Annotated in this window: 16 protein-coding genes and 1 pseudogene; 11 read left to right on the top strand and 6 right to left on the bottom strand. The window is 52.4% G+C overall.

Translation table 11 applies throughout. The features are described from left to right. Positions 1 to 9: 9 nt before the first annotated feature. A complete protein-coding gene (gene ptsP / locus EAS44_RS23705; RefSeq protein WP_001185153.1) occupies positions 10 to 2,511 on the bottom strand; it encodes a phosphoenolpyruvate--protein phosphotransferase in 2,502 nt (833 codons plus the stop codon). A gap of 308 nt (positions 2,512 to 2,819) precedes the next feature. Between ptsP and frwC the strand changes: the two genes are divergently transcribed. From frwC to frwD, 5 genes are read left to right on the top strand one after another with little or no spacing between them, the layout of a single operon-like run. Next, positions 2,820 to 3,899, top strand: a complete 1,080-nt coding sequence (frwC, locus tag EAS44_RS23700; RefSeq protein WP_001004469.1) for a PTS fructose transporter subunit EIIC — start codon at positions 2,820 to 2,822, stop codon at positions 3,897 to 3,899. A gap of 14 nt (positions 3,900 to 3,913) precedes the next feature. After that, positions 3,914 to 4,234 (top strand): PTS fructose-like transporter subunit IIB, encoded by a 321-nt coding sequence (gene frwB / locus EAS44_RS23695; protein ID WP_000161265.1) that lies wholly within the window; start codon positions 3,914 to 3,916, stop codon positions 4,232 to 4,234. A gap of 50 nt (positions 4,235 to 4,284) precedes the next feature. Continuing rightward, positions 4,285 to 6,582, top strand: a complete 2,298-nt coding sequence (pflD, locus tag EAS44_RS23690; RefSeq protein WP_000184865.1) for a formate C-acetyltransferase — start codon at positions 4,285 to 4,287, stop codon at positions 6,580 to 6,582. Then, the gene (pflC, locus tag EAS44_RS23685) at positions 6,548 to 7,426 is read left to right on the top strand and encodes a [formate-C-acetyltransferase]-activating enzyme (RefSeq protein ID WP_000204137.1); all 879 of its coding nucleotides are present in this window, start codon (positions 6,548 to 6,550) and stop codon (positions 7,424 to 7,426) included. The genes pflD and pflC overlap by 35 nt, the downstream gene beginning before the upstream one ends. Before the next feature lies 1 nt (position 7,427). After that, positions 7,428 to 7,769, top strand: a complete 342-nt coding sequence (gene frwD, locus EAS44_RS23680; RefSeq protein ID WP_000323849.1) for a PTS fructose-like transporter subunit IIB — start codon at positions 7,428 to 7,430, stop codon at positions 7,767 to 7,769. On the opposite strand, the gene yijO is transcribed toward frwD, so the two are convergent. The 4 genes from yijO to argE form a co-directional block, all read right to left on the bottom strand. Further along, entirely contained in the window at positions 7,756 to 8,607 is an 852-nt protein-coding gene (yijO, locus tag EAS44_RS23675; protein ID WP_000274617.1) for an AraC family transcriptional regulator, read from the bottom strand. The two genes, frwD and yijO, sit on opposite strands and share 14 nt — an antisense overlap. A gap of 225 nt (positions 8,608 to 8,832) precedes the next feature. After that, positions 8,833 to 10,566: a phosphoethanolamine transferase CptA gene (gene eptC / locus EAS44_RS23670; protein WP_000556298.1), complete on the bottom strand. Its 1,734-nt coding sequence runs from the start codon at positions 10,564 to 10,566 to the stop codon at positions 8,833 to 8,835. A gap of 182 nt (positions 10,567 to 10,748) precedes the next feature. Then, entirely contained in the window at positions 10,749 to 13,400 is a 2,652-nt protein-coding gene (ppc, locus tag EAS44_RS23665; RefSeq protein ID WP_001005584.1) for a phosphoenolpyruvate carboxylase, read from the bottom strand. Between the two features lie 301 nt (positions 13,401 to 13,701). Beyond that, a complete protein-coding gene (argE, locus tag EAS44_RS23660) occupies positions 13,702 to 14,853 on the bottom strand; it encodes an acetylornithine deacetylase (RefSeq protein WP_001298411.1) in 1,152 nt (383 codons plus the stop codon). A gap of 153 nt (positions 14,854 to 15,006) precedes the next feature. Here argE and argC point away from each other — a divergent pair, with 153 nt between their 5' ends. The 6 genes and pseudogenes from argC to oxyR all read left to right on the top strand — a co-directional run bounded on the left by argC (position 15,007) and on the right by oxyR (position 22,460). Beyond that, on the top strand, positions 15,007 to 16,011 hold the full coding sequence (argC, locus tag EAS44_RS23655) for an N-acetyl-gamma-glutamyl-phosphate reductase (protein ID WP_000935378.1): 1,005 nt from the start codon (positions 15,007 to 15,009) through the stop codon (positions 16,009 to 16,011). A gap of 7 nt (positions 16,012 to 16,018) precedes the next feature. Then, a complete protein-coding gene (argB, locus tag EAS44_RS23650; RefSeq protein ID WP_001302318.1) occupies positions 16,019 to 16,795 on the top strand; it encodes an acetylglutamate kinase in 777 nt (258 codons plus the stop codon). A gap of 60 nt (positions 16,796 to 16,855) precedes the next feature. Beyond that, a complete protein-coding gene (gene argH / locus EAS44_RS23645) occupies positions 16,856 to 18,229 on the top strand; it encodes an argininosuccinate lyase (RefSeq protein ID WP_001230079.1) in 1,374 nt (457 codons plus the stop codon). A gap of 497 nt (positions 18,230 to 18,726) precedes the next feature. Continuing rightward, positions 18,727 to 19,941: a D-mannonate dehydratase ManD gene (gene manD / locus EAS44_RS23635; protein WP_000691040.1), complete on the top strand. Its 1,215-nt coding sequence runs from the start codon at positions 18,727 to 18,729 to the stop codon at positions 19,939 to 19,941. Between the two features lie 66 nt (positions 19,942 to 20,007). Continuing rightward, positions 20,008 to 21,291, top strand: a pseudogene (locus tag EAS44_RS23630) (MFS transporter). A gap of 251 nt (positions 21,292 to 21,542) precedes the next feature. Beyond that, positions 21,543 to 22,460, top strand: a complete 918-nt coding sequence (gene oxyR / locus EAS44_RS23625; RefSeq protein ID WP_001025939.1) for a DNA-binding transcriptional regulator OxyR — start codon at positions 21,543 to 21,545, stop codon at positions 22,458 to 22,460. Here oxyR and sthA read toward each other — a convergent pair. Continuing rightward, a complete protein-coding gene (sthA, locus tag EAS44_RS23620; protein WP_001120810.1) occupies positions 22,443 to 23,843 on the bottom strand; it encodes a Si-specific NAD(P)(+) transhydrogenase in 1,401 nt (466 codons plus the stop codon). The genes oxyR and sthA overlap by 18 nt on opposite strands. Positions 23,844 to 24,064 lie beyond the last annotated feature (221 nt).

Genomic DNA, 24,064 nt, shown 5'->3' with positions numbered 1-24,064 from the left:
TGTTTCCTTTTACAGTTCCAGTTCATGTTGCAGCAGGCTGGCGATAGCGTCGGCAGAGGCGGCGTTAACCAGCGCATTACGGAATTCTTCGTGCATGATGCGACGAGCGAGGCGCGAGAAAATGCGCATATGTTGATCGCCCGCGGCGTGTTTGTTCAGGGTTAACATAATGATGAATTGCGCTTCATCATCGCCCCAGCGCACTGGCGCTTGCAGACGCGCTACGCTGATGGTGGATTGCTCAATGTGTTCCGATTTACTGTGGGGAATGGCGAAACTAAAGCCCAGACCGGTAGAGAAAACGGCCTCGCGCGCCCACAAGTCGGCTTCCAGTTTACGCGGATAGCGGCAGCGGCCCGCCAGCAGCAGGTTATCGGTCATGCCTTTGAGCACTTCTTCTTTGCTGCGCCAGTCGCTTTCCAGTGTGATGCACTCGGCGGTGACCAGCGGTGCGTCCTGTTGGGTCATGCGGAATTGCGCCAGCAGGTGTTCCACTTCCAGCGAAGTACGGCAGGCCATTGCCTGGTTGAGCAACTGGCGGCACTCACGGCTATCAAGTTGCGCCATCCGCGCTTTCGCCGCCGGAATTGATGGTGCGCTCATGCTGAGTTCATCCAGCCCTAAACCGACCAGCAACGGCAGCACGGAACCTTTCGCTCCCAGTTCACCGCACAGACCAATCCATTTGCCCTGGCGATGCACCGCCTGCACGGCGTAATCGAGCGCCCGCAAGAAGGCCGGATTCAGGCTGTTGTAGTGACGAGTCACCTTAGCGTTATCGCGATCCACTGCCAGTAGATATTGCGTCAGGTCATTACTACCAATACTAAAGAAATCAATCTCTTCGCAGCATTGATCGATGATGAACATCACCGACGGCACTTCCAGCATGATGCCGAGCTGGATCTTCTCATCAAACGGAATGTGTTCGTTACGCAGTTGCTGTTTGGCTTCCGCCAGTTTTTCTTTCACCCATAAGATCTCTTCCATTGAGGAGATCATCGGGATCATGATTTTCAGGCTGCCGTGAGCAGAGGCGCGCAGGATCGACCGTAGTTGTGTGGTAAACAACGACGCGTATTCTTCATAAATACGCACCGCGCGATAACCGAGGAACGGGTTAGCTTCTGCCGGAATGTTCAGATAATCAACGGGTTTATCACCGCCAATGTCCATAGTGCGCACAATAATGCTGCGTCCGTTGGCAGACTCCAGCGCCTGACAAAAAATGTTGTACAGCTCGCTTTCGCCCGGTGCACTGGTGCGATCCATATAGAGCATTTCAGTGCGGAACAAACCAACGCCTTCCGCACCATTGCCGAATGCGGCCTGCGCTTCCACGGAGTGAGCGATGTTAGCGGCAATTTCAATGCGGATACCGTCAGCGGTACGCGCTTGCTGGGTCAGCCAGACACGCTGTTGCTCACGCAGAGCGTCCTGTACGCGGGCTTCTTGCTGATAATAACGGGCCACGGATTCCCCTGGCTCAACCACAATCGCCCCTGCGTTGCCGTCGATATAAATCGTCTGATGCTGCCACGGAGTAAGGGCAGCAATATCCACACCTACCAGCGTCGGAATGTTGAACGAACGGGCAAGGATCACAGTATGTGAGGTGGTGCCGCCACTTTTCAGTAACAGACCTTTGAGATGATTTTTATCCAGTTCGAGGAACTGGCTGGGGGTCAGTTCATCAGCCATACAAATGGCGGGCTGCGTCAGTTTGCCCGGTGCCGGGAAGCGTTGCTCACCGTAGATTTGCTGGAGTAACTGGAAGCAGACGTCGCGTACGTCCAGGGCACGTTCTTGCAGGTAGCTGCTGCTGGAACGGGCGAACTCTTCGCAAAAGTGATTCGCACTGGCAACAATCGCTTCGGCGCAGCTTAATCCGGCGCTGACACCTGCCAGTAAATGTTCGCGCAGGGAAGTATCGCCAGCCAGGGATCGGTGCGCTTCCAGAATCGCGCTGGTAGCACCGTCGCTATCCAGCAGACGAAACTCTATGTTTTTCAGTACCAGCGTCAGACCGTTTTCCAGTGCGGATTGTTCGGCGTCAACGCCTTTGGCTGCGGGAAGATTACCCAGCGCATTGAGATCTAAAGAAGAGATCGGCGTCAGAATGCCGCCTGCGCTACCACTGCACACGGTGCGAGCACGGATAATTTGCGGATTCAGATTGGTCAGTGAAACCGGCAGTGGTTCCAGTTCGTCAGATTTTACTTCCGCCAGCGGTGCGTCGCAGTGGGGGAATTCATCGCGCAGCCATTGGCTTAAACGCTGGTACGCTTCCTGTTCGTCGGCCCCGGAAATCAGTAACTGGCAGTTATCGCCCACCAGCGTATCGGTGCCAATCAGCGCAAGGGCGCTTTTGGCGTTGCCCTTGCGGTCAGTGCGCAGGTTATGCCACTCAATTTGTGATGAAAAAGTATTACACAGCGTTTCAACGTGGCTTGCCGGACGCGCATGGACGCCGTTAGGTAGCTCACAAATAAATTCCACAATCAGGGCCATTGCCTTTCTCCCGGTACGGTTTTCTGTTTACAGGATAAGAGCGCACGGTAACGGCCTGCCATGTGACAAATCTGCCAAAAGCTGGACAAATGTAATGTAACCGTCAATTTGCGACGCGTCTCACAAGACGCCGTTTTGCGGCATGCTTCCGGATTATCGCAAGTTATGAGGCGGATCGCATTTTTGTACTGATATTACAAAAGTCCAGTAAATGGCCTTTTTATCCACTGTTTGCTCCGCCTGCGATTGCCTATTGTTTCTTCCATCAAAAATATGGACATGGGCTTTCGCAAGCCCGGGAGCAGCTTATGAATGAGTTGGTGCAGATCCTGAAAAATACCCGTCAGCATTTAATGACGGGCGTTTCACACATGATTCCCTTCGTGGTATCGGGCGGTATTTTGCTGGCGGTTTCCGTCATGTTGTATGGCAAAGGCGCAGTGCCGGATGCCGTAGCCGATCCGAATCTGAAAAAACTGTTTGATATCGGCGTTGCAGGTTTGACGCTGATGGTGCCTTTCCTCGCCGCTTACATCGGTTATTCCATTGCAGAACGTTCTGCGCTGGCTCCATGCGCTATCGGTGCCTGGGTTGGTAACAGCTTTGGCGCGGGCTTCTTTGGTGCGCTGATCGCCGGGATTATCGGCGGCATCGTGGTGCATTACCTGAAGAAAATTCCGGTGCATAAAGTTCTGCGCTCGGTGATGCCAATCTTCATCATTCCAATCGTCGGCACACTGATTACCGCTGGCGTCATGATGTGGGGGCTGGGCGAGCCGGTGGGGGCGTTGACCAACAGCCTGACCCAGTGGCTTCAGGGGATGCAGCAGGGCAGCATTGTTATGCTGGCGGTGATCATGGGTCTGATGCTGGCGTTCGATATGGGCGGCCCGGTTAACAAAGTGGCCTATGCCTTCATGCTGATTTGCGTTGCTCAGGGTGTTTATACCGTGGTGGCTATTGCCGCTGTTGGGATTTGTGTTCCACCGCTGGGGATGGGGCTGGCGACGCTGATTGGTCGTAAAAATTTCTCCGCAGAAGAGCGCGAAACCGGCAAGGCGGCACTGGTGATGGGCTGTGTTGGCGTTACTGAAGGGGCGATTCCTTTCGCCGCTGCCGATCCGCTGCGTGTCATTCCTTCCATCATGGTCGGTTCAGTTTGTGGTGCGGTAACTGCGGCGCTGGTCGGTGCGCAGTGCTATGCAGGCTGGGGTGGTCTGATTGTGCTGCCGGTGGTTGAAGGTAAGTTGGGTTACATCGCGGCAGTGGCTGTCGGGGCGGTTGTGACGGCAGTCTGCGTGAACGTGCTGAAAAGTCTGGCGCGTAAAAATGGGTCTTCAACTGAAGAGAAGGAAGACGACCTGGATCTGGATTTTGAAATTAATTAATTGAGGAACGAGCCATGACGAAAATTATCGCAGTAACCGCATGTCCTTCAGGTGTTGCCCATACTTATATGGCGGCAGAGGCGCTGGAAAGCGCCGCGAAAGCGAAAGGCTGGGAAGTGAAAGTAGAAACCCAGGGGTCGATTGGTCTGGAAAATGAACTGACTGCGGAAGACGTGGCAAGCGCCGATATGGTGATTTTGACCAAAGATATCGGCATCAAATTTGAAGAGCGTTTTGCTGGCAAGACTATCGTGCGTGTCAACATCAGCGACGCGGTAAAGCGTGCTGACGCCATTATGAGCAAAATTGAAGCTCACCTGGCACAAACCGCTTAAGTTCTTATCCCGCCCGCAAGGGCGGGTTCGCTTTCCCACAGGAGTTCCTCATGACGAATCGTATCTCTCGCCTCAAAACTGCACTGTTTGCCAATACCCGTGAAATCTCGCTGGAGCGGGCGTTGCTTTATACCGCCAGCCATCGGCAAACCGAAGGGGAGCCGGTGATAATGCGTCGGGCGAAAGCAACAGCGTATATCCTTGAACACGTTGAAATTTCGATTCGTGATGAAGAACTGATTGCCGGTAACCGCACCGTAAAACCACGCGCCGGGATTATGTCGCCGGAAATGGACCCTTACTGGCTGCTGAAAGAGCTGGATCAATTCCCGACGCGTCCGCAGGACCGCTTTGCTATCAGCGAAGAAGATAAACGTATCTACCGCGAAGAGTTGTTCCCGTACTGGGAAAAACGTTCGATGAAAGATTTCATCAACGGGCAGATGACGGATGAAGTAAAAGCCGCGACCAGCACGCAGATTTTCAGCATCAACCAGACGGATAAAGGCCAGGGGCACATTATTATTGATTACCCGCGCCTGCTGAATCACGGGCTGGGGGAGCTGGTGGCACAGATGCAGCAACATTGTCAGCAACAGCCGGAGAATCACTTTTATCAGGCAGCGCTGTTACTGCTGGAAGCCTCGCAGAAACATATTTTGCGTTACGCCGAACTGGCGGAAACGATGGCGGCAAGCTGCACTGATGGCCAGCGTCGCGAAGAACTGCTGACCATTGCGGAGATCTCCCGCCATAACGCCGAACATAAGCCGCAGACGTTCTGGCAGGCGTGCCAGTTATTCTGGTACATGAACATCATTCTGCAATACGAATCCAACGCCAGTTCGCTATCGTTGGGGCGCTTCGACCAGTATATGTTGCCGTTCTATCAGACATCATTAACCCAGGGCGAAGATCCGGCATTCCTGAAAGAACTGCTCGAATCTTTATGGGTGAAATGCAACGACATCGTGCTGTTGCGCTCCACCAGTAGCGCGCGTTATTTCGCAGGTTTCCCTACCGGCTATACCGCACTGCTCGGCGGGTTAACCGAGAACGGACGTAGCGCGGTGAACGTGCTTTCGTTCCTTTGCCTTGACGCTTATCAAAGCGTGCAATTACCGCAACCGAACCTCGGCGTGCGCACTAACGCCTTGATCGACACGCCGTTCCTGATGAAAACCGCAGAAACCATTCGCCTCGGCACCGGTATTCCGCAAATCTTTAACGATGAAGTGGTGGTGCCAGCGTTCCTCAACCGTGGCGTTTCGCTGGAAGATGCGCGCGACTATTCCGTAGTGGGCTGTGTGGAATTATCTATTCCCGGCAGAACCTACGGCTTGCATGACATCGCGATGTTTAACCTGCTGAAAGTGATGGAAATCTGCCTGCATGAAAATGAAGGCAACGCTGCGCTGACTTATGAAGGTTTACTGGAACAGATCCGCGCCAAGATCAGCCACTACATCACCCTGATGGTTGAGGGCAGCAATATTTGTGATATCGGCCATCGCGACTGGGCACCTGTACCGCTACTCTCGTCTTTTATCAGCGATTGTCTGGAAAAAGGCCGCGATATTACTGACGGCGGCGCGCGTTATAACTTCTCCGGCGTACAGGGGATCGGTATCGCCAACCTGAGCGATTCTCTCCATGCGTTGAAAGGGATGATTTTTGATCAACAGCGTTTAAGTTTTGACGAATTGCTGTCGGTATTAAAAGCCAACTTCGCCACGCCAGAAGGCGAAAAAGTCCGCGCTCGCTTAATTAACCGCTTCGAGAAATACGGTAACGATATCGACGAGGTGGATAACATCAGCGCCGAACTGTTACGCCACTACTGCAAAGAAGTGGAAAAATACCAGAACCCGCGCGGCGGCTACTTCACGCCAGGATCGTATACCGTTTCTGCTCACGTCCCGTTGGGATCGGTGGTTGGCGCGACGCCAGACGGTCGTTTTGCCGGGGAACAACTGGCAGACGGTGGCTTGTCACCCATGCTGGGTCAGGATGCACAAGGGCCAACGGCGGTGCTGAAATCAGTCAGTAAGCTCGATAATACGCTGCTGTCTAACGGTACGTTGCTGAACGTGAAATTCACTCCGGCGACCCTGGAAGGTGAAGCGGGATTACGCAAACTGGCCGACTTCTTACGGGCGTTTACCCAGCTTAAGTTGCAGCATATTCAGTTTAACGTGGTGAACGCCGACACGTTACGGGAAGCGCAACAGCGCCCACAAGATTATGCCGGGCTGGTGGTGCGCGTTGCCGGATACAGCGCCTTCTTTGTCGAACTGTCGAAGGAGATCCAGGATGACATCATCCGCCGGACAGCGCATCAGCTGTAACGTTGTGGAAACGCGCCGCAATGATGTGGCGCGCATTTTCAACATTCAGCGTTATTCACTGAATGACGGCGAGGGCATTCGTACGGTGGTCTTTTTTAAAGGCTGTCCGCATCTTTGCCCATGGTGTGCTAATCCGGAGTCGATCTCCGGCAAAATCCAGACGGTGCGCAGAGAGGCGAAATGTCTGCACTGCGCGAAATGTTTGCGTGATGCGGATGAATGCCCCTCCGGGGCATTTGAACGGATTGGTCGCGATATCAGCCTTGACGCTCTGGAACGGGAAGTGATGAAAGATGACATTTTCTTTCGCACGTCCGGCGGTGGCGTCACGCTTTCTGGCGGCGAAGTGTTAATGCAGGCGGAGTTTGCGACCCGTTTTTTACAGCGACTGCGGCTATGGGGTGTGTCATGCGCCATCGAAACTGCCGGAGACGCGCCAGCCAGCAAGCTGTTACCGCTGGCGAAATTGTGCGATGAAGTGTTGTTCGATTTAAAAATTATGGATGCGGCTCAGGCGCGGGATGTGGTGAAGATGAACCTGCAACGCGTGCTGGAGAATCTGCGTTTGCTGGTGAGTGAGGGTGTCAACGTGATCCCGCGTTTACCGCTGATCCCTGGTTTCACGCTCAGCCGGGAGAATATGCAGCAGGCGCTGGACGTGCTGATCCCGCTGAATATCAAGCAGATCCATCTGTTACCGTTTCATCAGTACGGCGAGCCGAAATACCGCCTGCTGGGGAAAACATGGTCGATGAAAGAGGTTTCTGCGCCGTCGTCAGCCGATGTGGCAACGATGCGTGAAATGGCAGAACGGGCCGGATTTCAGGTTACCGTGGGAGGTTAAAATGGCATATCTGGTGGCAGTAACCGCCTGCGTAAGCGGCGTGGCGCATACTTATATGGCGGCGGAACGGCTGGAAAAGTTGTGCCAGTTAGAGAAGTGGGGCGTTAGCATTGAAACTCAGGGCGCGTTGGGAACGGAGAATCGTTTAGCGGACGAGGATATCCGCCGGGCGGATGTTGCGCTGTTAATTACGGATATCGAGCTTGCCGGTGCTGAGCGATTTGAACATTGTCGCTACGTGCAATGCAGCATCTACGCTTTCCTGCGTGAGCCGCAGAGGGTGATGAGCGCAGTGCGCAAAGTGCTTTCTGCGCCGCAGCAAACCCATCTTATTCTGGAGTAGTCGGTTTTTCTGTCAGTTGGCTGTGGTACTGCCGACGATATTCCGACGGCGAGCGTTCGGTATTTTTACGAAACAGACGGCAGAAGTAGTTGCTGTCGACAAAGCCGCAGGCGTGCGCCACTTCTTTTACCTTCAGGTCATAGCCTTTCAATAATGTCTTAGCGTGCTCCAGTCGCGTGTGATTCAGGTATTCGTTAAAACCAATGGCCCCCGTTTTTTGAAACAGGTGCGAGAGGTAATTTGGCGAAATATAGAACGCCTGTGCGACAGATTCGCGGGTAAGTGCGGAGGCATAGCGTTCGTCGATATAATCACGAATAGCTTCGAATAGAGCCTGGCTGCGTGAGGCGGTCTGTATTTGGCTGCCGAGCAAATCGCGGCAGTGGCTAAGCAGGCTGGCGACGATAAGTCTGGCCGTTTGCTGCTCCTGCGACTGCATTTGCATTTCATTGAGCGTTTGTAGCAGAAAAGAACCAATGCGCGGGCCGCGTCGGGCGACGTGTTGCTTCGCCAGATTTTGATATTGTTTGCCATCCCATTGCACAACGCTGAAGCCGAGTTGCTGTTTGCCAAACAGCACGCTAAAGGTGGTGGCGGGGGCTTGCCATTGTGGAAAATTCCAGCCACCAGCAGGGACGTACAGCACATCGCCGGGAACTAACGCTGCTCCAGCGCCGGTATCAATAAACTCACCTTCCAGCACAATTTCCAGCCGTGGAAAATCGACCTGATACGCAAGATCGGGCACCGGGCCGTTGCTGCTGGCAAAGTAAATCTGGCGCAGGGACAGCGGGCCGTTTATCAGGCGGGAGAGCAGATAGCTGACGTCGTGATACATGTTATTCCCTTAGGTATGTAGACGGGAAAACAGTAACTGGCATTATGAAAAAAGGCCACCTGAAAAGTGTGGCCTGATGGGAGTTCGATGTAAACATTGCGACAGTTTCAGTCGCCTTGTATTGCCGGATGCGGCGTAAATGCCTTACCCGGCCTACCGCCGCGATCTGTAGGCCGGATAAGACGCGTCAAGCGTCGCATCCGGCAAATAACATCTGGCTGATAATTACTGATTACCCACCTGATCGCCATACGGCAGAGTGTCGTAATCGATCAGTGCGTTTTTCTTATACGGGTTACCAATCCAGCGGGTAGTTTCTTTGAACTGCGGATTCACCACTGAACGGGTTGGATCGTAACCGTCGTAAGATAAGCCCGCCAAATCTGACCAGGTGTGGATCAGTTCCGCCAGGCTGTATTTACGATCAACATCCTGTGAGAAATCACGCGGATGAGTCGCTTGCCATTTTTCTGACGTCCACAGCAGGAACGGAATGGTGTACATATGACGCGTCGGGTTGTCTTCATTACGCCCCTGAGTTTTGTGCGGCGGCGTGTCGTAAACCTCTTCACCGTGGTCAGAGAAATAAACCAGGAAACCGTTCGGATCGGTCGCTTTAAAGTCTTTAATCAGGCTGGCAACCACGTGATCGTTGTACAGGTTAGCATTGTCATAATCATTATATGACTCCAGCTCTTCTGCGTTTAATCCCGGTGGAACATGCTCTGTATTACCGTCAAATTTGCCCTGATCTTCCGGATAACGGTACTTGTACTTGATATGCGTACCCAGCAGATGAACGATGATCAGTTTCTTCGGCGCAGGGTCCTTCAGCACTTCCTGGAACGGCTTCAGCACGTTGGTGTCGTATTCACGCGCACTCTGCGTACGTTGCTGGTTCATGTAGTACTGCTTGTCGGTCTGGCGCGAAAATACCGTCAGCATGGTATTGCGGGCGGTCATCGTCTGCTGGTTGGTGATCCAGAAGGTTTTATAACCCGCCTGTTTCATCATGTTCATCAGCGACGGCTGCGTCAGATACAGATCCGGGTTCTTTTCATTAGCAAAGGTCAGCGCCTGTTGCAGGATTTCAATGGTGTACGGACGAGACGTAACCACGTTATTAAACACGGTCAGATTCGGATCGGTTTTATGCAGCGCATCCAGCTCCGGCGTGGTTTCACGCGGATAACCGTACAGACTCATGCGTCCACGCTGGGTCGATTCGCCAATTACCAGCACTAAGGTGCGCGGTTCGTTACCCGATTCATCTTTGAAATTAGCCAGCGGCGGCAAGGCATTATTTTCATTCAGTAGCTTTGTTAGCGAGTTTAGTTGCTGACGATACTGATAATAGCCGGTCAGGAATTGCCACGGTGCGGCAGGCTCCATACGCGATGCCAGGTTATCCAACGTTTTCTCAAACGGCTTGTTCTTGATAAACGTATTCATGGCGATCGGATGCAGAATCAAGCCATAAAGCAGGGCAAAAGAGACAACATAACGCCACGGCTTTGGAATATAGACCGGGCGCAGGCGTGTCCACAGCAGAACTGCCACCGCCGTATAGGCCAGCGCGATAAGCACAATTTTCAGGCTGAAATACTGGCTTAAATACTCGCTGGCTTCGTTGGTGTTGGTTTCGAACATCACAAACAGAACGCTCTGCGAGAACTCCTGACCGTAGATGACGTAATAGCACAGCGCCGCCAGAGAGGCCGCCCATAGCACCACGCCGATCACTGCGGCAATAATTTTAATCCGCTTCGGAAAGAGGAATACCGGGATCAACCACAGCGAACTGAATAACAGCGAGTCGCGAATGCCGTTAGTGCCACTATAACCACTGATGTAAATAATGGCCTGTAGCAGAGTAGAGAAAAACCAAAAGTAGAGCAGTGCCCAACCCAGGGCTTTCCAGCTAAAAAGGGGTTTAGCCTGGACTTCTGTGGAATGCATAGTAAGAACCTGTCTTGAAAAAAATATCGCCGAATGTAACGACAATTCCTTAAGGATATCTGAAGGGATATCCAGATTTTGAATAAAATGCAGACAGAAATATATTGAAAACGAGGGTGTTAGAACAGAAGTATTTCAGAAAACCCTCGCGCAAAAGCACGAGGGTTTGCAGGAGAGGAAGATTAGCCGGTATTACGCATACCTGCCGCAATCCCGGCAATAGTGACCATTAACGCCTGCTCGACGCGAGGATCCGGTTCCTGGCCTTCTTTTTCTGCCTGGCGGGAGCGGTGCAGCAACTCGGCCTGCAATACGTTCAGCGGGTCGGTGTAAATATTCCGTAGCTGAATAGACTCTGCAATCCACGGCAGATCGGCCATCAGGTGAGAATCGTTGGCAATCGCCAGCACCACTTTGATGTCTTCTTCTTGCAGATTGCGTAACTCTTTACCTAACGGCCACAGTGCTTTGTCTACCAGGCGTTGGTCATAGTATTCCGCCAGCCACAGGTCTGCTTTGGCGAAGACCATCTCCAGCATGCCGAGACGCGTCGAGAAGAATGGCCAATCGCGGCACATGGCTTCCAGCTCGTTCTGTTTGCCATCTTCGACCACTTTTTGCAGCGCCGTACCTGCACCCAGCCAGGCGGGGAGCATCAGGCGGTTTTGCGTCCAGGCGAAAATCCACGGAATAGCGCGCAGTGACTCGACGCCGCCGGTTGGGCGACGTTTCGCCGGACGTGAACCCAACGGCAGTTTACCCAATTCTTGTTCCGGCGTAGCGGAGCGGAAGTAAGGCACAAAATCTTTGTTTTCACGTACGTAGCCGCGGTAGACATCGCAGGAGATAACAGACAGTTCATCCATAATACGACGCCAGCTCTCTTTCGGCTCAGGCGGTGGCAGCAGGTTGGCTTCCAGAATCGCCCCGGTGTACAGCGACAGGCTGCTGACGGTGATTTCTGGCAGACCATATTTAAAGCGGATCATCTCGCCCTGTTCGGTCACGCGCAGGCCACCTTTCAGGCTTCCTGGCGGTTGTGACAGCAGCGCCGCATGGGCAGGTGCGCCGCCGCGACCAATGGAACCGCCGCGACCGTGGAACAACGTCAGCTCAATACCCGCTTTTTCGCAGGTTTTGATTAATGCATCCTGTGCCTGATATTGCGCCCAGGAAGCTGCCATCACGCCCGCATCTTTTGCTGAGTCGGAATAGCCAATCATCACCATCTGTTTGCCCTGAATCAGGCCGCGATACCAGTCGATATTCAGCAGCTGGGTCATGACATCGTTGGCGTTGTTCAGGTCATCGAGGGTTTCAAACAGCGGAGCAACCGGCATCGCAAACCCGATACCCGCTTCTTTCAGCAGCAGGTGGACAGCCAGCACGTCGGACGGCGTTTTCGCCATCGAGATCACGTAGGCGGCAATGGAGCCTTGCGGCGCTTCGGCAATCACCTGGCAGGTATCGAGCACTTCGCGCGTTTCGGCGCTTGGTTGCCAGTTGCGCGGTAGAAGCGGACGTTTGGAGTTCAGTTCGCGGATCAGGAACGCCTGTTTGTCGGCTTCTGACCAGCTCTCGTAGTCGCCGATACCGAGGTAGCGGGTCAGCTCGCCCAGCGCTTCGGTATGGCGGGTGCTCTCCTGACGGATATCAATACGCACCAGCGGTACGCCGAAACATTTCACGCGGCGCAGGGTGTCGAGCAGATCGCCGTTGGCGATAATACCCATGCCACACGCCTGAAGTGACTGGTAGCAAGCGTAGAGCGGTTCCCACAGTTCTTCGTTTTGTGTCAGCAGGCCTTCTGGTTTTGGCAGTTCTTCGCCTTTCAGGCGCGCTTCCAGCCATGCCTGTGTCGCCATCAGGCGAGAACGCAGGTTTTTCATCAGATAGCGATACGGTTCTGCGGCACCTTCTTCGCCAACCAGCGCCAGCAGTTCAGGGGTCGCTTCAACCATCGACAGTTCAGAAACCAGCACCTGAATATCTTTCAGGAACAGATCGGTGGCTTTCCAGCGACTGAGCAGCAGGACGTGGCGGGTGATATCGGCAGTGACGTTCGGGTTGCCGTCGCGGTCACCGCCCATCCACGAGGTAAAACGGACCGGAACAAATTCGACGGGCAGTTTGTAGCCGAGATTCTCTTCCAGTTGTTCGTTCAGTTCGCGCAGGTAATTCGGTACGCCTTGCCACAGGCTGTTTTCTACTACGGCAAAGCCCCATTTGGCTTCATCTACCGGGCTTGGACGCAGCTTACGGATTTCATCTGTATGCCATGACTGGGCGATCAACTGGCGCAGGCGGCGCATCAGCTGGTTATGTTCGTAGTCGGCGATATCTTTGTTATCGAGCTGTTTTAAGCAGGCGTTCACTTCCACCATTTTGTGGATCAGTGTACGACGGGTAATTTCGGTTGGGTGAGCCGTGAGGACCAGTTCCAGCGACAGCGATTCCACTGCTTTTTTTATGGTGTCTTCGCTCAGTTCCGGCTGGTTTTTCAGTTTGCGCAGGGTGCGGGCGATCACTTCCGGGTTGCTGGCAGCTTCGCCTTTCGGCGAAATGCTGTGGTATTGCTCGGCGGTGTTGGCCAGGTTCAGAAACTGACTAAACGCACGCGCAACGGGCAGCAGCTCGTCGTTCGACAAATTTTGTAAGGTGGTGAGCAACTCCTGGCGGTTAGCATCATTGCCAGCGCGTGAAGATTTGGACAACTTACGGATAGTTTCTACGCGTTCAAGAATGTGTTCTCCCAACGCATCCTTGATGGTTTCTCCCAGCACTTTGCCGAGCATACTGACATTACTACGCAATGCGGAATATTGTTCGTTCATATTACCCCAGACACCCCATCTTATCGTTTGATAGCCCTGTATCCTTCACGTCGCATTGGCGCGAATATGCTCGGGCTTTGCTTTTCGTCGTCTTTTATAAAGCCACGTAAAAGCGGTGACGTCAAATGCTGCGAAATCGCTTCAGCAAACGAATAAATAGCAGGAATTTACGCCATTAAATTCACGACGCTTTAAATAAGCGTAACTTATGGGAATGTTAAAAAATCGCCTCGAATAACACCAAAGGTGTAGGTCGGATAAGATGCGCAAGCATCGCATCCGACATTGTTTGGCCTACGTTTTAATGCCAGCAAAAATGGTGAATCACCTGGGTGATCAGTTCGCGGGTGGGCTTGATAAACCTCGTCTCCAGATATTCATCAGGCTGATGAGCCTGATTAATTGAGCCAGGCCCCAGAACCAGCGTCGGGCATAACGTTTGAATAAACGGCGCTTCGGTACAGTAATTCACCACTTCGGTCTTTGCTCCGAGCAATTTCTCAACCACTTCAACCAGTTGATGATTCGGTGGGCATTCATAGCCAGGGATCGGCGGATGCAGCTCGTCGACCGTCAGACGACCCGGCCAGCGTTCGCTCACTGGAGCCAATGCATCGTTGAGCAAACCGTTAAGTTCATTGAGTGTCATGCCTGGCAGCGGACGAATATCCATATGCAACTCACAACAAGCGCAAATACGGTTAGATGCATCGCCGCCGTGGATATGCCCGAGGTTGAGCGTAGGGTATGGCACGGTAAACGCGTCGTAGTGATAACGTTCTTTCAGGTTATCGCGCAATTGCAAAATATGCCCGATGGCGTCGTGCATCAGTTCGATAGCGTTAACTCCGCGTGCTGGATCGCTGGAGTGGCCCGACTGGCCCTGAATACGGATGGCGTTAGAGATATGACCTTTATGCGCGCGTACCGGTTGCAGCGACGTTGGCTCGCCAATGATGGCGCAATCCGGGCGCAGGGCGGTAGTTTCGGCAAAATAACGCGCTCCGGCCATACTGGTTTCTTCATCGGCAGTCGCCAGAATGTAGAGCGGTTTTGCAAGCTTCGTGACGTCGACATCGCGTAGCGCATCAAGGATAAACGCAAAAAAGCCTTTCATGTCGGCGGTGCCTAAGCCGTAAAGCTTGCCGTCATGCTCCGTCAACGTAAATGGATCGCGCGTCCAGCGTCCGTCATCAAATGGCACCGTATCGGTATGCCCCGCCAGCAACAAACCGCCAGCCCCCTGTCCGCAACTGGCCAGCATATTAAATTTGTTGCGAGTTCCTGGCACAGGCTGTACTTCCACATTGAAGCCTAAATCCTTAAACCAGTCCGCCAGCAGAGTGATTAAATCTGCATTGCTTTGATCGAGTGCCTCTTCCGTGGCGCTTATTGAAGGTGTGGCAATCAGAGCACGGTAAATCTCGATAAATGGCGGTAATTTGTTTTTCATTGTTGACACACCTCTGGTCATGATAGTATCAATATTCATGCAGTATTTATGAATAAAAATACACTAACGTTGAGCGTAATAAAACCCACCAGCCGTAAGGTGAATGTTTTACGTTTAACCTGGCAACCAGACATAAGAAGGTGAATAGCCCCGATGTTGAATACGCTGATTGTGGGTGCCAGCGGCTACGCTGGCGCAGAGCTAGTGACCTATGTAAATCGCCATCCGCATATGAACATAACCGCTTTGACTGTTTCAGCGCAAAGCAATGATGCGGGAAAGTTAATCTCCGATTTGCATCCGCAGCTAAAAGGCATCGTTGATCTGCCGTTGCAGCCGATGTCGGATATCAGCGAGTTTAGCCCAGGGGTGGACGTGGTGTTTCTCGCCACCGCCCATGAAGTCAGCCACGATTTAGCGCCGCAATTTCTTGAAGCAGGCTGTGTGGTGTTCGACCTTTCCGGCGCGTTTCGTGTTAACGATGTCGCCTTCTATGAAAAATATTACGGCTTTACCCATCAATACCCGGAACTGCTGGAACAGGCAGCCTACGGTCTGGCGGAGTGGTGCGGTAATAAATTAAAAGAAGCGAACTTGATTGCCGTGCCAGGCTGTTATCCGACGGCAGCACAGCTGGCGCTGAAACCGTTGATTGATGCCGATCTTCTTGACCTCAATCAGTGGCCGGTGATCAACGCCACCAGCGGCGTGAGCGGTGCAGGACGTAAGGCAGCGATTTCAAATAGTTTTTGTGAAGTTAGCCTGCAACCGTATGGCGTCTTTACCCATCGCCATCAACCAGAGATCGCCACACACCTCGGTGCTGACGTTATCTTCACCCCGCATCTGGGCAATTTCCCGCGCGGCATTCTCGAAACCATTACCTGCCGCCTGAAACCGGGTGTGAGCCAGGTGCAAGTGGCGCAAGCGTTACAGCAGGCGTATGCCCATAAACCACTGATGCGGCTGTATGACAAAGGCGTTCCGGCGCTGAAAAATGTCGTTGGACTGCCATTCTGCGATATCGGTTTTGCCGTTCAGGGCGAGCATCTGATTATTGTGGCGACCGAAGACAACTTACTGAAAGGCGCGGCGGCACAAGCGGTGCAGTGCGCCAATATTCGTTTCGGCTATGCGGAAACGCAGTCTCTTATTTAAGGGTGCAATGATGAATCCATTAATTATCAAACTGGGTGGCGTACTGCTGGATAGTGAAGAGGCGCTGGAACGTCTGTTTAGCGCACTGGTGAATTATCGCGAGTCACATCAGCGTCCGCTGGTGATTGTGCACGGCGGCGGTTGCGTGGTGGATGAGCTGATGAAAGGGCTGAATCTGCCGGTGAAAAAGAAAAATGGCCTGCGGGTGACGCCTGCGGATCAGATAGACATTATCACCGGAGCACTGGCGGGAACGGCAAATAAAACCCTGCTGGCATGGGCGAAGAAGCATCAGATTGCGGCCGTAGGTTTGTTTCTCGGTGACGGCGACAGCGTCAAAGTGACCCAGCTTGATGAAGAGTTAGGCCATGTTGGACTGGCGCAGCCAGGTTCGCCTAAGCTTATCAACAGCTTGCTGGAGAACGGTTATCTGCCGGTGGTCAGCTCCATTGGCGTAACAGACGAAGGGCAACTGATGAACGTCAATGCCGACCAGGCGGCGACGGCGCTGGCGGCAACGCTGGGCGCGGATCTGATTTTGCTCTCTGACGTCAGCGGCATTCTCGACGGCAAAGGGCAACGTATTGCCGAAATGACCGCCGCGAAAGCAGAACAACTGATTGAGCAGGGCATTATTACTGACGGCATGATTGTGAAAGTGAACGCGGCGCTGGATGCTGCGCGCACGTTGGGCCGTCCGGTAGATATCGCCTCCTGGCGTCATGCGGAACAGCTTCCGGCACTGTTTAACGGTATGCCGATGGGTACGCGGATTTTAGCTTAAGTTTTGTTGGCCGGAGGCGCAGCTTTCCGGCATTGAATTTCAAAATAAGGAAACAGAGTTATGGCACTTTGGGGCGGGCGTTTTACCCAGGCAGCAGATCAACGGTTCAAACAATTCAACGACTCACTGCGCTTTGATTACCGTCTGGCGGAGCAGGATATTGTTGGCTCTGTGGCCTGGTCCAAAGCCCTGGTAACGGTCGGCGTGTTAACCGCAGAAGAGCAGGCGCAACTGGAAGAGGCGCTGAACGTGCTGCTGGAGGATGTTCGCGCCAGGCCACAACAAATCCTTGAAAGCGACGCCGAAGATATCCATAGCTGGGTGGAAGGCAAACTGATCGACAAAGTGGGTCAGTTAGGCAAAAAACTGCATACCGGGCGTAGCCGTAATGATCAGGTAGCAACTGACCTGAAACTGTGGTGCAAAGATACCGTTAGCGAGTTGCTGACGGCTAACCGGCAGTTACAATCCGCTCTGGTCGAGACCGCGCAGAACAATCAGGACGCGGTGATGCCGGGTTACACTCACCTGCAACGCGCCCAGCCGGTGACGTTCGCTCACTGGTGCCTGGCCTACGTTGAGATGCTGGCGCGTGATGAAAGCCGTTTGCAGGACGCGCTTAAGCGTCTGGATGTCAGCCCGCTAGGCTGTGGCGCACTGGCAGGAACGGCCTATGAAATCGATCGTGAACAGTTAGCAGGCTGGCTGGGCTTTGCTTCAGCGACCCGTAACAGTCTCGACAGCGTTTCTGACCGTGATCATGTGCTGGAACTGCTTTCTGCTGCCGCTATCGGCATGGTGCATCTGTCGCGTTTTGCTGAAGATCTGATTTTCTTTAACACCGGCGAAGCGGGGTTTGTGGAGCTTTCGGACCGCGTGACTTCCGGTTCATCATTAATGCCGCAGAAGAAAAACCCGGATGCGCTGGAGCTGATTCGCGGTAAATGCGGTCGGGTGCAGGGGGCGTTAACCGGCATGATGATGACGCTGAAAGGTTTGCCGCTGGCTTACAACAAAGATATGCAGGAAGACAAAGAAGGTCTGTTCGACGCGCTCGATACCTGGCTGGACTGCCTGCATATGGCGGCGCTGGTGCTGGACGGCATTCAGGTGAAACGTCCGCGTTGCCAGGAAGCGGCGCAGCAGGGTTACGCCAACGCTACTGAACTGGCGGATTATCTGGTGGCGAAAGGCGTACCGTTCCGCGAGGCGCACCATATTGTGGGTGAAGCTGTGGTGGAAGCCATTCGTCAGGGCAAAGCGTTGGAAGATCTGCCGCTCAGTGAGTTGCAGAAATTCAGCCAGGTGATTGGCGAAGATGTCTATCCGATTCTGTCGCTGCAATCGTGCCTCGACAAGCGTGCAGCAAAAGGCGGTGTCTCACCGCAACAGGTGGCGCAGGCGATTGCTTTTGCGCAGGCGCGGTTGGGGTAATTTGTTTATATTGCTCCCCTGAAAATGGGGAGCTTACCACGCCTACAAAGTGTGACACTTCGTAGGCGGATAAGGCGTTTACGCCGCATCAGGCAGAAATTTGTCAGCATTCTGGTGACCTTAAATTTAACGCCCAACCAGAACCATTATTTGTCACATTCCTTTTTATTCTTGCGTCTTCTTTACCTTCACTCTCCCCATAAAAATTATATTTTCAATACATCAGCCAATACATACTTTAATTAATTGAATATAATTCATTTCTATTGCTGTGTTCATTTTTAATGATTAATGGAGTTTGTTATGTGATTATTTAACGTGTTGTTTTAACGATAATGGCTAATTATTCAGGTGGTTTTTGAGGGTGTTTTTTCTCCTCGGTAGAAATTTTTATTTTTAATGTGATCACGGTTGAATAATCACCTTTTCTCTCTTGTATGGTAGTAGGCGTAAAATTAAGTTTGAAGTGTCTATTTACAATACAGGAGATTGCAATAATGAAAATTATTGCTGTGGATGTTTTTGTTACTTGTCCCGGGCGTAATTTCGTTACGCTTAAAATAACCACTGAAAGCGGACTTTGTGGATTAGGAGATGCCACGTTAAATGGTCGCGAATTGTCGGTCGCTTCTTATCTGAAAGATCATCTTTGTCCTCAATTAATTGGCCGCGATGCCAGCCGTATCGAAGATATCTGGCAATTCTTTTATAAAGGAGCTTACTGGCGACGTGGTCCCGTCACGATGTCGGCCATTTCTGCCATTGATATGGCGTTGTGGGATATCAAAGCTAAAGCGGCAAATATGCCATTGTATCAACTGCTTGGTGGCGCTTCTCGTGAAGGCGTGATGGTTTATTGCCACACCACCGGGCGGACGATTGATGAAGTCCTTGAAGACTATGCAAAGCACCAGCAGATGGGCTTTAAGGCGATTCGTGTGCAGTGTGGTGTACCGGGTATGCAAACCACCTATGGTCTGGCGAAGGGCAAAGGACTGGCGTATGAACCAGCAACCAAAGGCCTGTGGCCAGAAGAGCAGTTGTGGTCTTCAGAAAAGTATCTCGATTTTACGCCGAAGTTATTTGAAGCGGTGCGTAATAAGTTCGGTTTTAACGAACATCTGTTGCATGACATGCACCATCGCCTGACCCCCATCGAAGCGGCGCGCTTTGGGAGGAGCATTGAGGATTACCGCCTGTTCTGGATGGAAGATCCGACGCCTGCCGAGAACCAGGAATGTTTTCGTCTGATTCGCCAGCATACCGTGACGCCGATTGCGGTCGGTGAAGTGTTTAACAGTATCTGGGACTGCAAACAGTTAATCGAAGAGCAGCTGATTGACTATATTCGCACGACGATTACCCATGCAGGCGGCATTACCGGGATGCGACGGATTGTCGATTTTGCATCGCTTTATCAGGTACGTACCGGTTCGCATGGCCCTTCAGATTTATCGCCTGTTTGTCATGCGGCGGCGCTGCATTTTGACCTCTGGGTGCCAAACTTTGGCGTTCAGGAGTACATGGGCTATTCCGAACAAATGTTTGAAGTCTTCCCGCACAGCTGGCGCTTCGATGAAGGTTATATGCACCCAGGCGATGAACCGGGGCTGGGTATTTCTTTCGATGAGAAACTGGCGGCGAAATATCCGTATGACCCGGCGTATCTCCCCGTCGCACGACTGGAAGATGGCACATTGTGGAACTGGTAATAGCGGTTCGCTTAATTATTTTCTGAATATTCATCAAATCGATTAATTCCGCTCAAGGAGCTAAAAATGGACGTTGATGTGTCAACCAGTGTTGCGGGTAATAAACCGCAACGGATTCGTCGTATTCAGACAGTGACCCTGGTTTTATTATTTATGGCGGGGATCGTTAATTTTCTCGACCGTTCGTCATTGAGCGTGGCAGGTGAAGCAATTCGTGGCGAGTTAGGATTATCCGCTACCGAGTTTGGTGTTTTGCTTTCTGCATTTTCTCTGTCTTATGGTTTTTCACAACTTCCTTCCGGTATTTTGCTAGACCGCTTTGGCCCACGAATAGTGTTAGGCGCAGGCTTAATATTCTGGTCATTAATGCAGGCATTAACAGGAATGGTTAATTCTTTTAGCCACTTTATTTTAATGCGTATCGGTCTGGGTATTGGCGAAGCGCCATTTATGCCTGCGGGAGTAAAGTCGATCACCGACTGGTATGCGCAAAAAGAACGCGGCACGGCGCTGGGGATTTTTAACTCATCTACCGTTATCGGTCAGGCTATCGCGCCTCCTGCTCTTGTATTGATGCAACTGGCATGGGGCTGGCGGACGATGTTTGTCATCATCGGCGTAGCAGGGATTCTGGTTGGGATCTGTTGGTACGCGTGGTATCGCAACCGGGCGCAGTTTGTCCTGACCGAGGAAGAACGGACATATCTCTCCGCGCCGGTTAAACCGCGTCCACAGTTACAATTTAGCGAGTGGCTGGCGCTGTTTAAGCATCGGACAACCTGGGGGATGATTTTAGGTTTCTCTGGCGTCAATTATACCGGTTGGCTCTACATCGCGTGGTTACCCGGTTATTTGTAGGCCGAACAAGGTTTCAGTCTGGCGAAAACCGGTTGGGTGGCGGCAATTCCTTTCCTCGCGGCGGCGGTCGGGATGTGGGTTAACGGTATTGTTGTCGATCGGCTGGCGAAAAAAGGCTATGACCTGGCGAAGACGCGTAAAACGGCGATTGTCTGCGGTTTGATGATGTCGGCATTAGGCACGTTGCTGGTCGTGCAATCTTCCTCGCCAGCCCAGGCGGTAGCGTTTATCTCAATGGCGCTGTTCTGCGTGCATTTCGCGGGAACATCTGCATGGGGGCTGGTGCAGGTGATGGTGTCAGAAACAAAAGTGGCTTCCATCGCCGGGATTCAAAACTTTGGCAGTTTTGTTTTTGCTTCCTTTGCTCCGATCGTAACCGGTTGGGTCGTGGATACCACACACTCGTTTAATCTGGCGCTGGTTATCGCGGCCTGTGTGACGTTCACCGGGGCGCTGTGTTACTTCTTTATTGTCAAAGATCGGATTGAGTAACCGTTACTATCAGGCTCTCTTGCTGTGGGCCTGTAGAATAAAAAAAAGCGGATCCTGGAGATCCGCAAAAGTTCACGTTGGCTTTAGTTATTCGAGTTGAGAAACTCTCGAAACGGGCAGTGACTTCAAGGGTTAAAAGAGGTGCCGCTCCGTTTCTGTGAGCAATTATCAGTCAGAATGCTTGATAGGGATAATCGTTCGTTGCTATGCTACCTATCGCCGCGAACTATCGTGGCAATGGAGGATGGATAATGAATATTCGTGATCTTGAGTACCTGGTGGCATTGGCCGAACACCGCCATTTTCGGCGTGCGGCAGATTCCTGCCACGTTAGCCAGCCGACGCTTAGCGGGCAAATTCGTAAGCTGGAAGATGAGTTGGGCGTGATGTTGCTGGAGCGGACCAGCCGTAAAGTGTTGTTCACCCAGGCGGGAATGCTGCTGGTGGATCAGGCGCGTACCGTACTGCGTGAGGTGAAAGTCCTTAAAGAGATGGCAAGCCAGCAGGGCGAGACGATGTCCGGGCCGCTGCATATTGGTTTGATTCCCACGGTTGGACCGTACCTGCTACCGCATATTATCCCGATGCTGCACCAGACCTTTCCAAAGCTGGAAATGTATCTGCATGAAGCACAGACCCACCAGTTACTGGCGCAACTGGACAGCGGCAAACTCGATTGCGTGATCCTCGCGCTGGTGAAAGAGAGCGAAGCATTCATTGAAGTGCCGTTGTTTGATGAGCCAATGTTGCTGGCTATCTATGAAGACCACCCGTGGGCGAACCGCGAATGCGTACCGATGGCCGATCTGGCAGGGGAAAAACTGCTGATGCTGGAAGATGGTCACTGTTTGCGCGATCAGGCAATGGGTTTCTGTTTTGAAGCCGGGGCGGATGAAGATACACACTTCCGCGCGACCAGCCTGGAAACTCTGCGCAACATGGTGGCGGCAGGTAGCGGGATCACTTTACTGCCTGCGCTGGCTGTGCCGCCGGAACGCAAACGCGATGGGGTTGTTTATCTGCCGTGCATTAAGCCGGAACCACGCCGCACTATTGGCCTGGTTTATCGTCCTGGCTCACCGCTGCGCAGCCGCTATGAGCAGCTGGCAGAGGCCATCCGCGCAAGAATGGATGGCCATTTCGATAAAGTGTTAAAACAGGCGGTTTAAGCCATTTAGCGCAGCTACCCGATAGGCTTCCGCCATCGTCGGGTAGTTAAAGGTGGTGTTGACGAAGTACTCAATAGTGTTGCCGCCACCTTTCTGTTCCATAATCGCCTGACCGATATGAATAATTTCGGCAGCGCGCTCGCCAAAGCAGTGAATACCCAGAATCTCTTTTGTTTCCCGATGGAACAAAATTTTCAGCGTGCCCACGTTCATGCCGACGATTTGTGCACGTGCCAGATGTTTAAACTGGGCGCGGCCCACTTCATATGGCACTTTCATCGCGGTCAGCTGCTGTTCGGTTTTGCCTACAGAGCTGATTTCCGGGATGGTGTAAATGCCGGTAGGGATATCTTCAATCAGATGTGCGGTGGCTTCACCTTTCACCAGCGCCTGCGCGGCAATGCGCCCCTGGTCATAGGCTGCCGACGCCAGGCTCGGATAACCAATCACGTCGCCCACCGCGTAAACGTGCGGCTGTGCGGTCTGATACATGCTGTTGACCTTCAGCTGTCCGCGACTGTCAGTTTCCAGCCCAATGTTCTGTAACGCCAGCGAATCGGTATTACCGGTGCGACCGTTGGCATAGAGCAGACAGTCAGCTTTCAGTTTTTTACCCGACTTCAGATGCATGATCACACCGTCGTCACAGCCTTCGATCTTCTCGTACTCTTCGTTGTGACGAATCACTACGCCACTGTTCCAGAAGTGATAGGAGAGAGAATCTGACATCTCTTGATCGAGAAATGCCAGCAGGCGATCGCGGGTGTTGATCAGATCCACTTTTACATCCATACCGCGGAAGATCGACGCATATTCACAGCCGATCACTCCAGCACCGTAAATAAGTACATGGCGCGGTTCGTGGTGCATGCTAAGAATTGAGTCGCTGTCATAAATGCGTGGATGGGTGAAATCAACATCTGTTGGATGATATGGACGAGAGCCGCAGGCAATAACAAATTTTTCAGCAGTTAGTGTTTCGACGCTGCCGTCCGGGCAATCCAGCGCCAACGTATGCTCATCAACAAAGCGAGCGTTCCCCTGCAATATTTCACAGTGATTACGTTCGTAAAATCCCTGACGCATGCGCGTTTGTTGATTAATCACGTTATCGGCATGGTTAAGGATATCGGCAAAAGAAGAGCGGAGCAGTCGGGAATGGTCGCTGTATAGTGGGTTTTGATTGAATTCTATAATGCGGCTGACGGCGTGACGGAGAGCTTTCGACGGGATGGTGCCCCAGTGGGTGCAACCGCCGCCAACATTTTGATAACGCTCGATAACTGCGACGCGCGCACCTTGCTTAACCAGGCCCATCGCAGCGCCTTCGCCGCCGGGGCCGGAACCTATTACTATGGCATCGTAATCGTAGGAATGTGGCATGGTAGGGCTTACCTGTTCTTATACATAAAAGCAACAGAATGGTAACATTTTATCGCGGGTAAGCCAATTGATCCCCGTCATTTATCTGGCTATATCGTGAGCGGCCTTTGCTTTGTCTTCCTCCTTCTTATTTTATTTATTCACTATTAATCGCTTTTTCTTATGGCTGATAGTTTTATCTTGCCGAAGCGTGCTTTTTTGTTATTGTCTTTATGAAATCT

The organism is Escherichia coli DSM 30083 = JCM 1649 = ATCC 11775, assembly GCF_003697165.2.
GTDB classification, from domain to species: Bacteria; Pseudomonadota; Gammaproteobacteria; order Enterobacterales; family Enterobacteriaceae; genus Escherichia; species Escherichia coli.
This window is presented reverse-complemented; position numbering and strand designations above follow the sequence as displayed.

Coding starts and splice junctions, on each gene's coding strand:
- sthA (WP_001120810.1), bottom strand. CDS start 23,843: ATGCCACATTCCTACGATTACGATGCCATAGTAATAGGTTCCGGCCCC.
- frwB (WP_000161265.1), top strand. CDS start 3,914: ATGACGAAAATTATCGCAGTAACCGCATGTCCTTCAGGTGTTGCCCAT.
- argC (WP_000935378.1), top strand. CDS start 15,007: ATGTTGAATACGCTGATTGTGGGTGCCAGCGGCTACGCTGGCGCAGAG.
- ppc (WP_001005584.1), bottom strand. CDS start 13,400: ATGAACGAACAATATTCCGCATTGCGTAGTAATGTCAGTATGCTCGGC.
- pflD (WP_000184865.1), top strand. CDS start 4,285: ATGACGAATCGTATCTCTCGCCTCAAAACTGCACTGTTTGCCAATACC.
- eptC (WP_000556298.1), bottom strand. CDS start 10,566: ATGCATTCCACAGAAGTCCAGGCTAAACCCCTTTTTAGCTGGAAAGCC.
- manD (WP_000691040.1), top strand. CDS start 18,727: ATGAAAATTATTGCTGTGGATGTTTTTGTTACTTGTCCCGGGCGTAAT.
- oxyR (WP_001025939.1), top strand. CDS start 21,543: ATGAATATTCGTGATCTTGAGTACCTGGTGGCATTGGCCGAACACCGC.
- argE (WP_001298411.1), bottom strand. CDS start 14,853: ATGAAAAACAAATTACCGCCATTTATCGAGATTTACCGTGCTCTGATT.
- ptsP (WP_001185153.1), bottom strand. CDS start 2,511: ATGGCCCTGATTGTGGAATTTATTTGTGAGCTACCTAACGGCGTCCAT.
- frwD (WP_000323849.1), top strand. CDS start 7,428: ATGGCATATCTGGTGGCAGTAACCGCCTGCGTAAGCGGCGTGGCGCAT.
- argB (WP_001302318.1), top strand. CDS start 16,019: ATGATGAATCCATTAATTATCAAACTGGGTGGCGTACTGCTGGATAGT.
- yijO (WP_000274617.1), bottom strand. CDS start 8,607: ATGTATCACGACGTCAGCTATCTGCTCTCCCGCCTGATAAACGGCCCG.
- pflC (WP_000204137.1), top strand. CDS start 6,548: ATGACATCATCCGCCGGACAGCGCATCAGCTGTAACGTTGTGGAAACG.
- frwC (WP_001004469.1), top strand. CDS start 2,820: ATGAATGAGTTGGTGCAGATCCTGAAAAATACCCGTCAGCATTTAATG.
- argH (WP_001230079.1), top strand. CDS start 16,856: ATGGCACTTTGGGGCGGGCGTTTTACCCAGGCAGCAGATCAACGGTTC.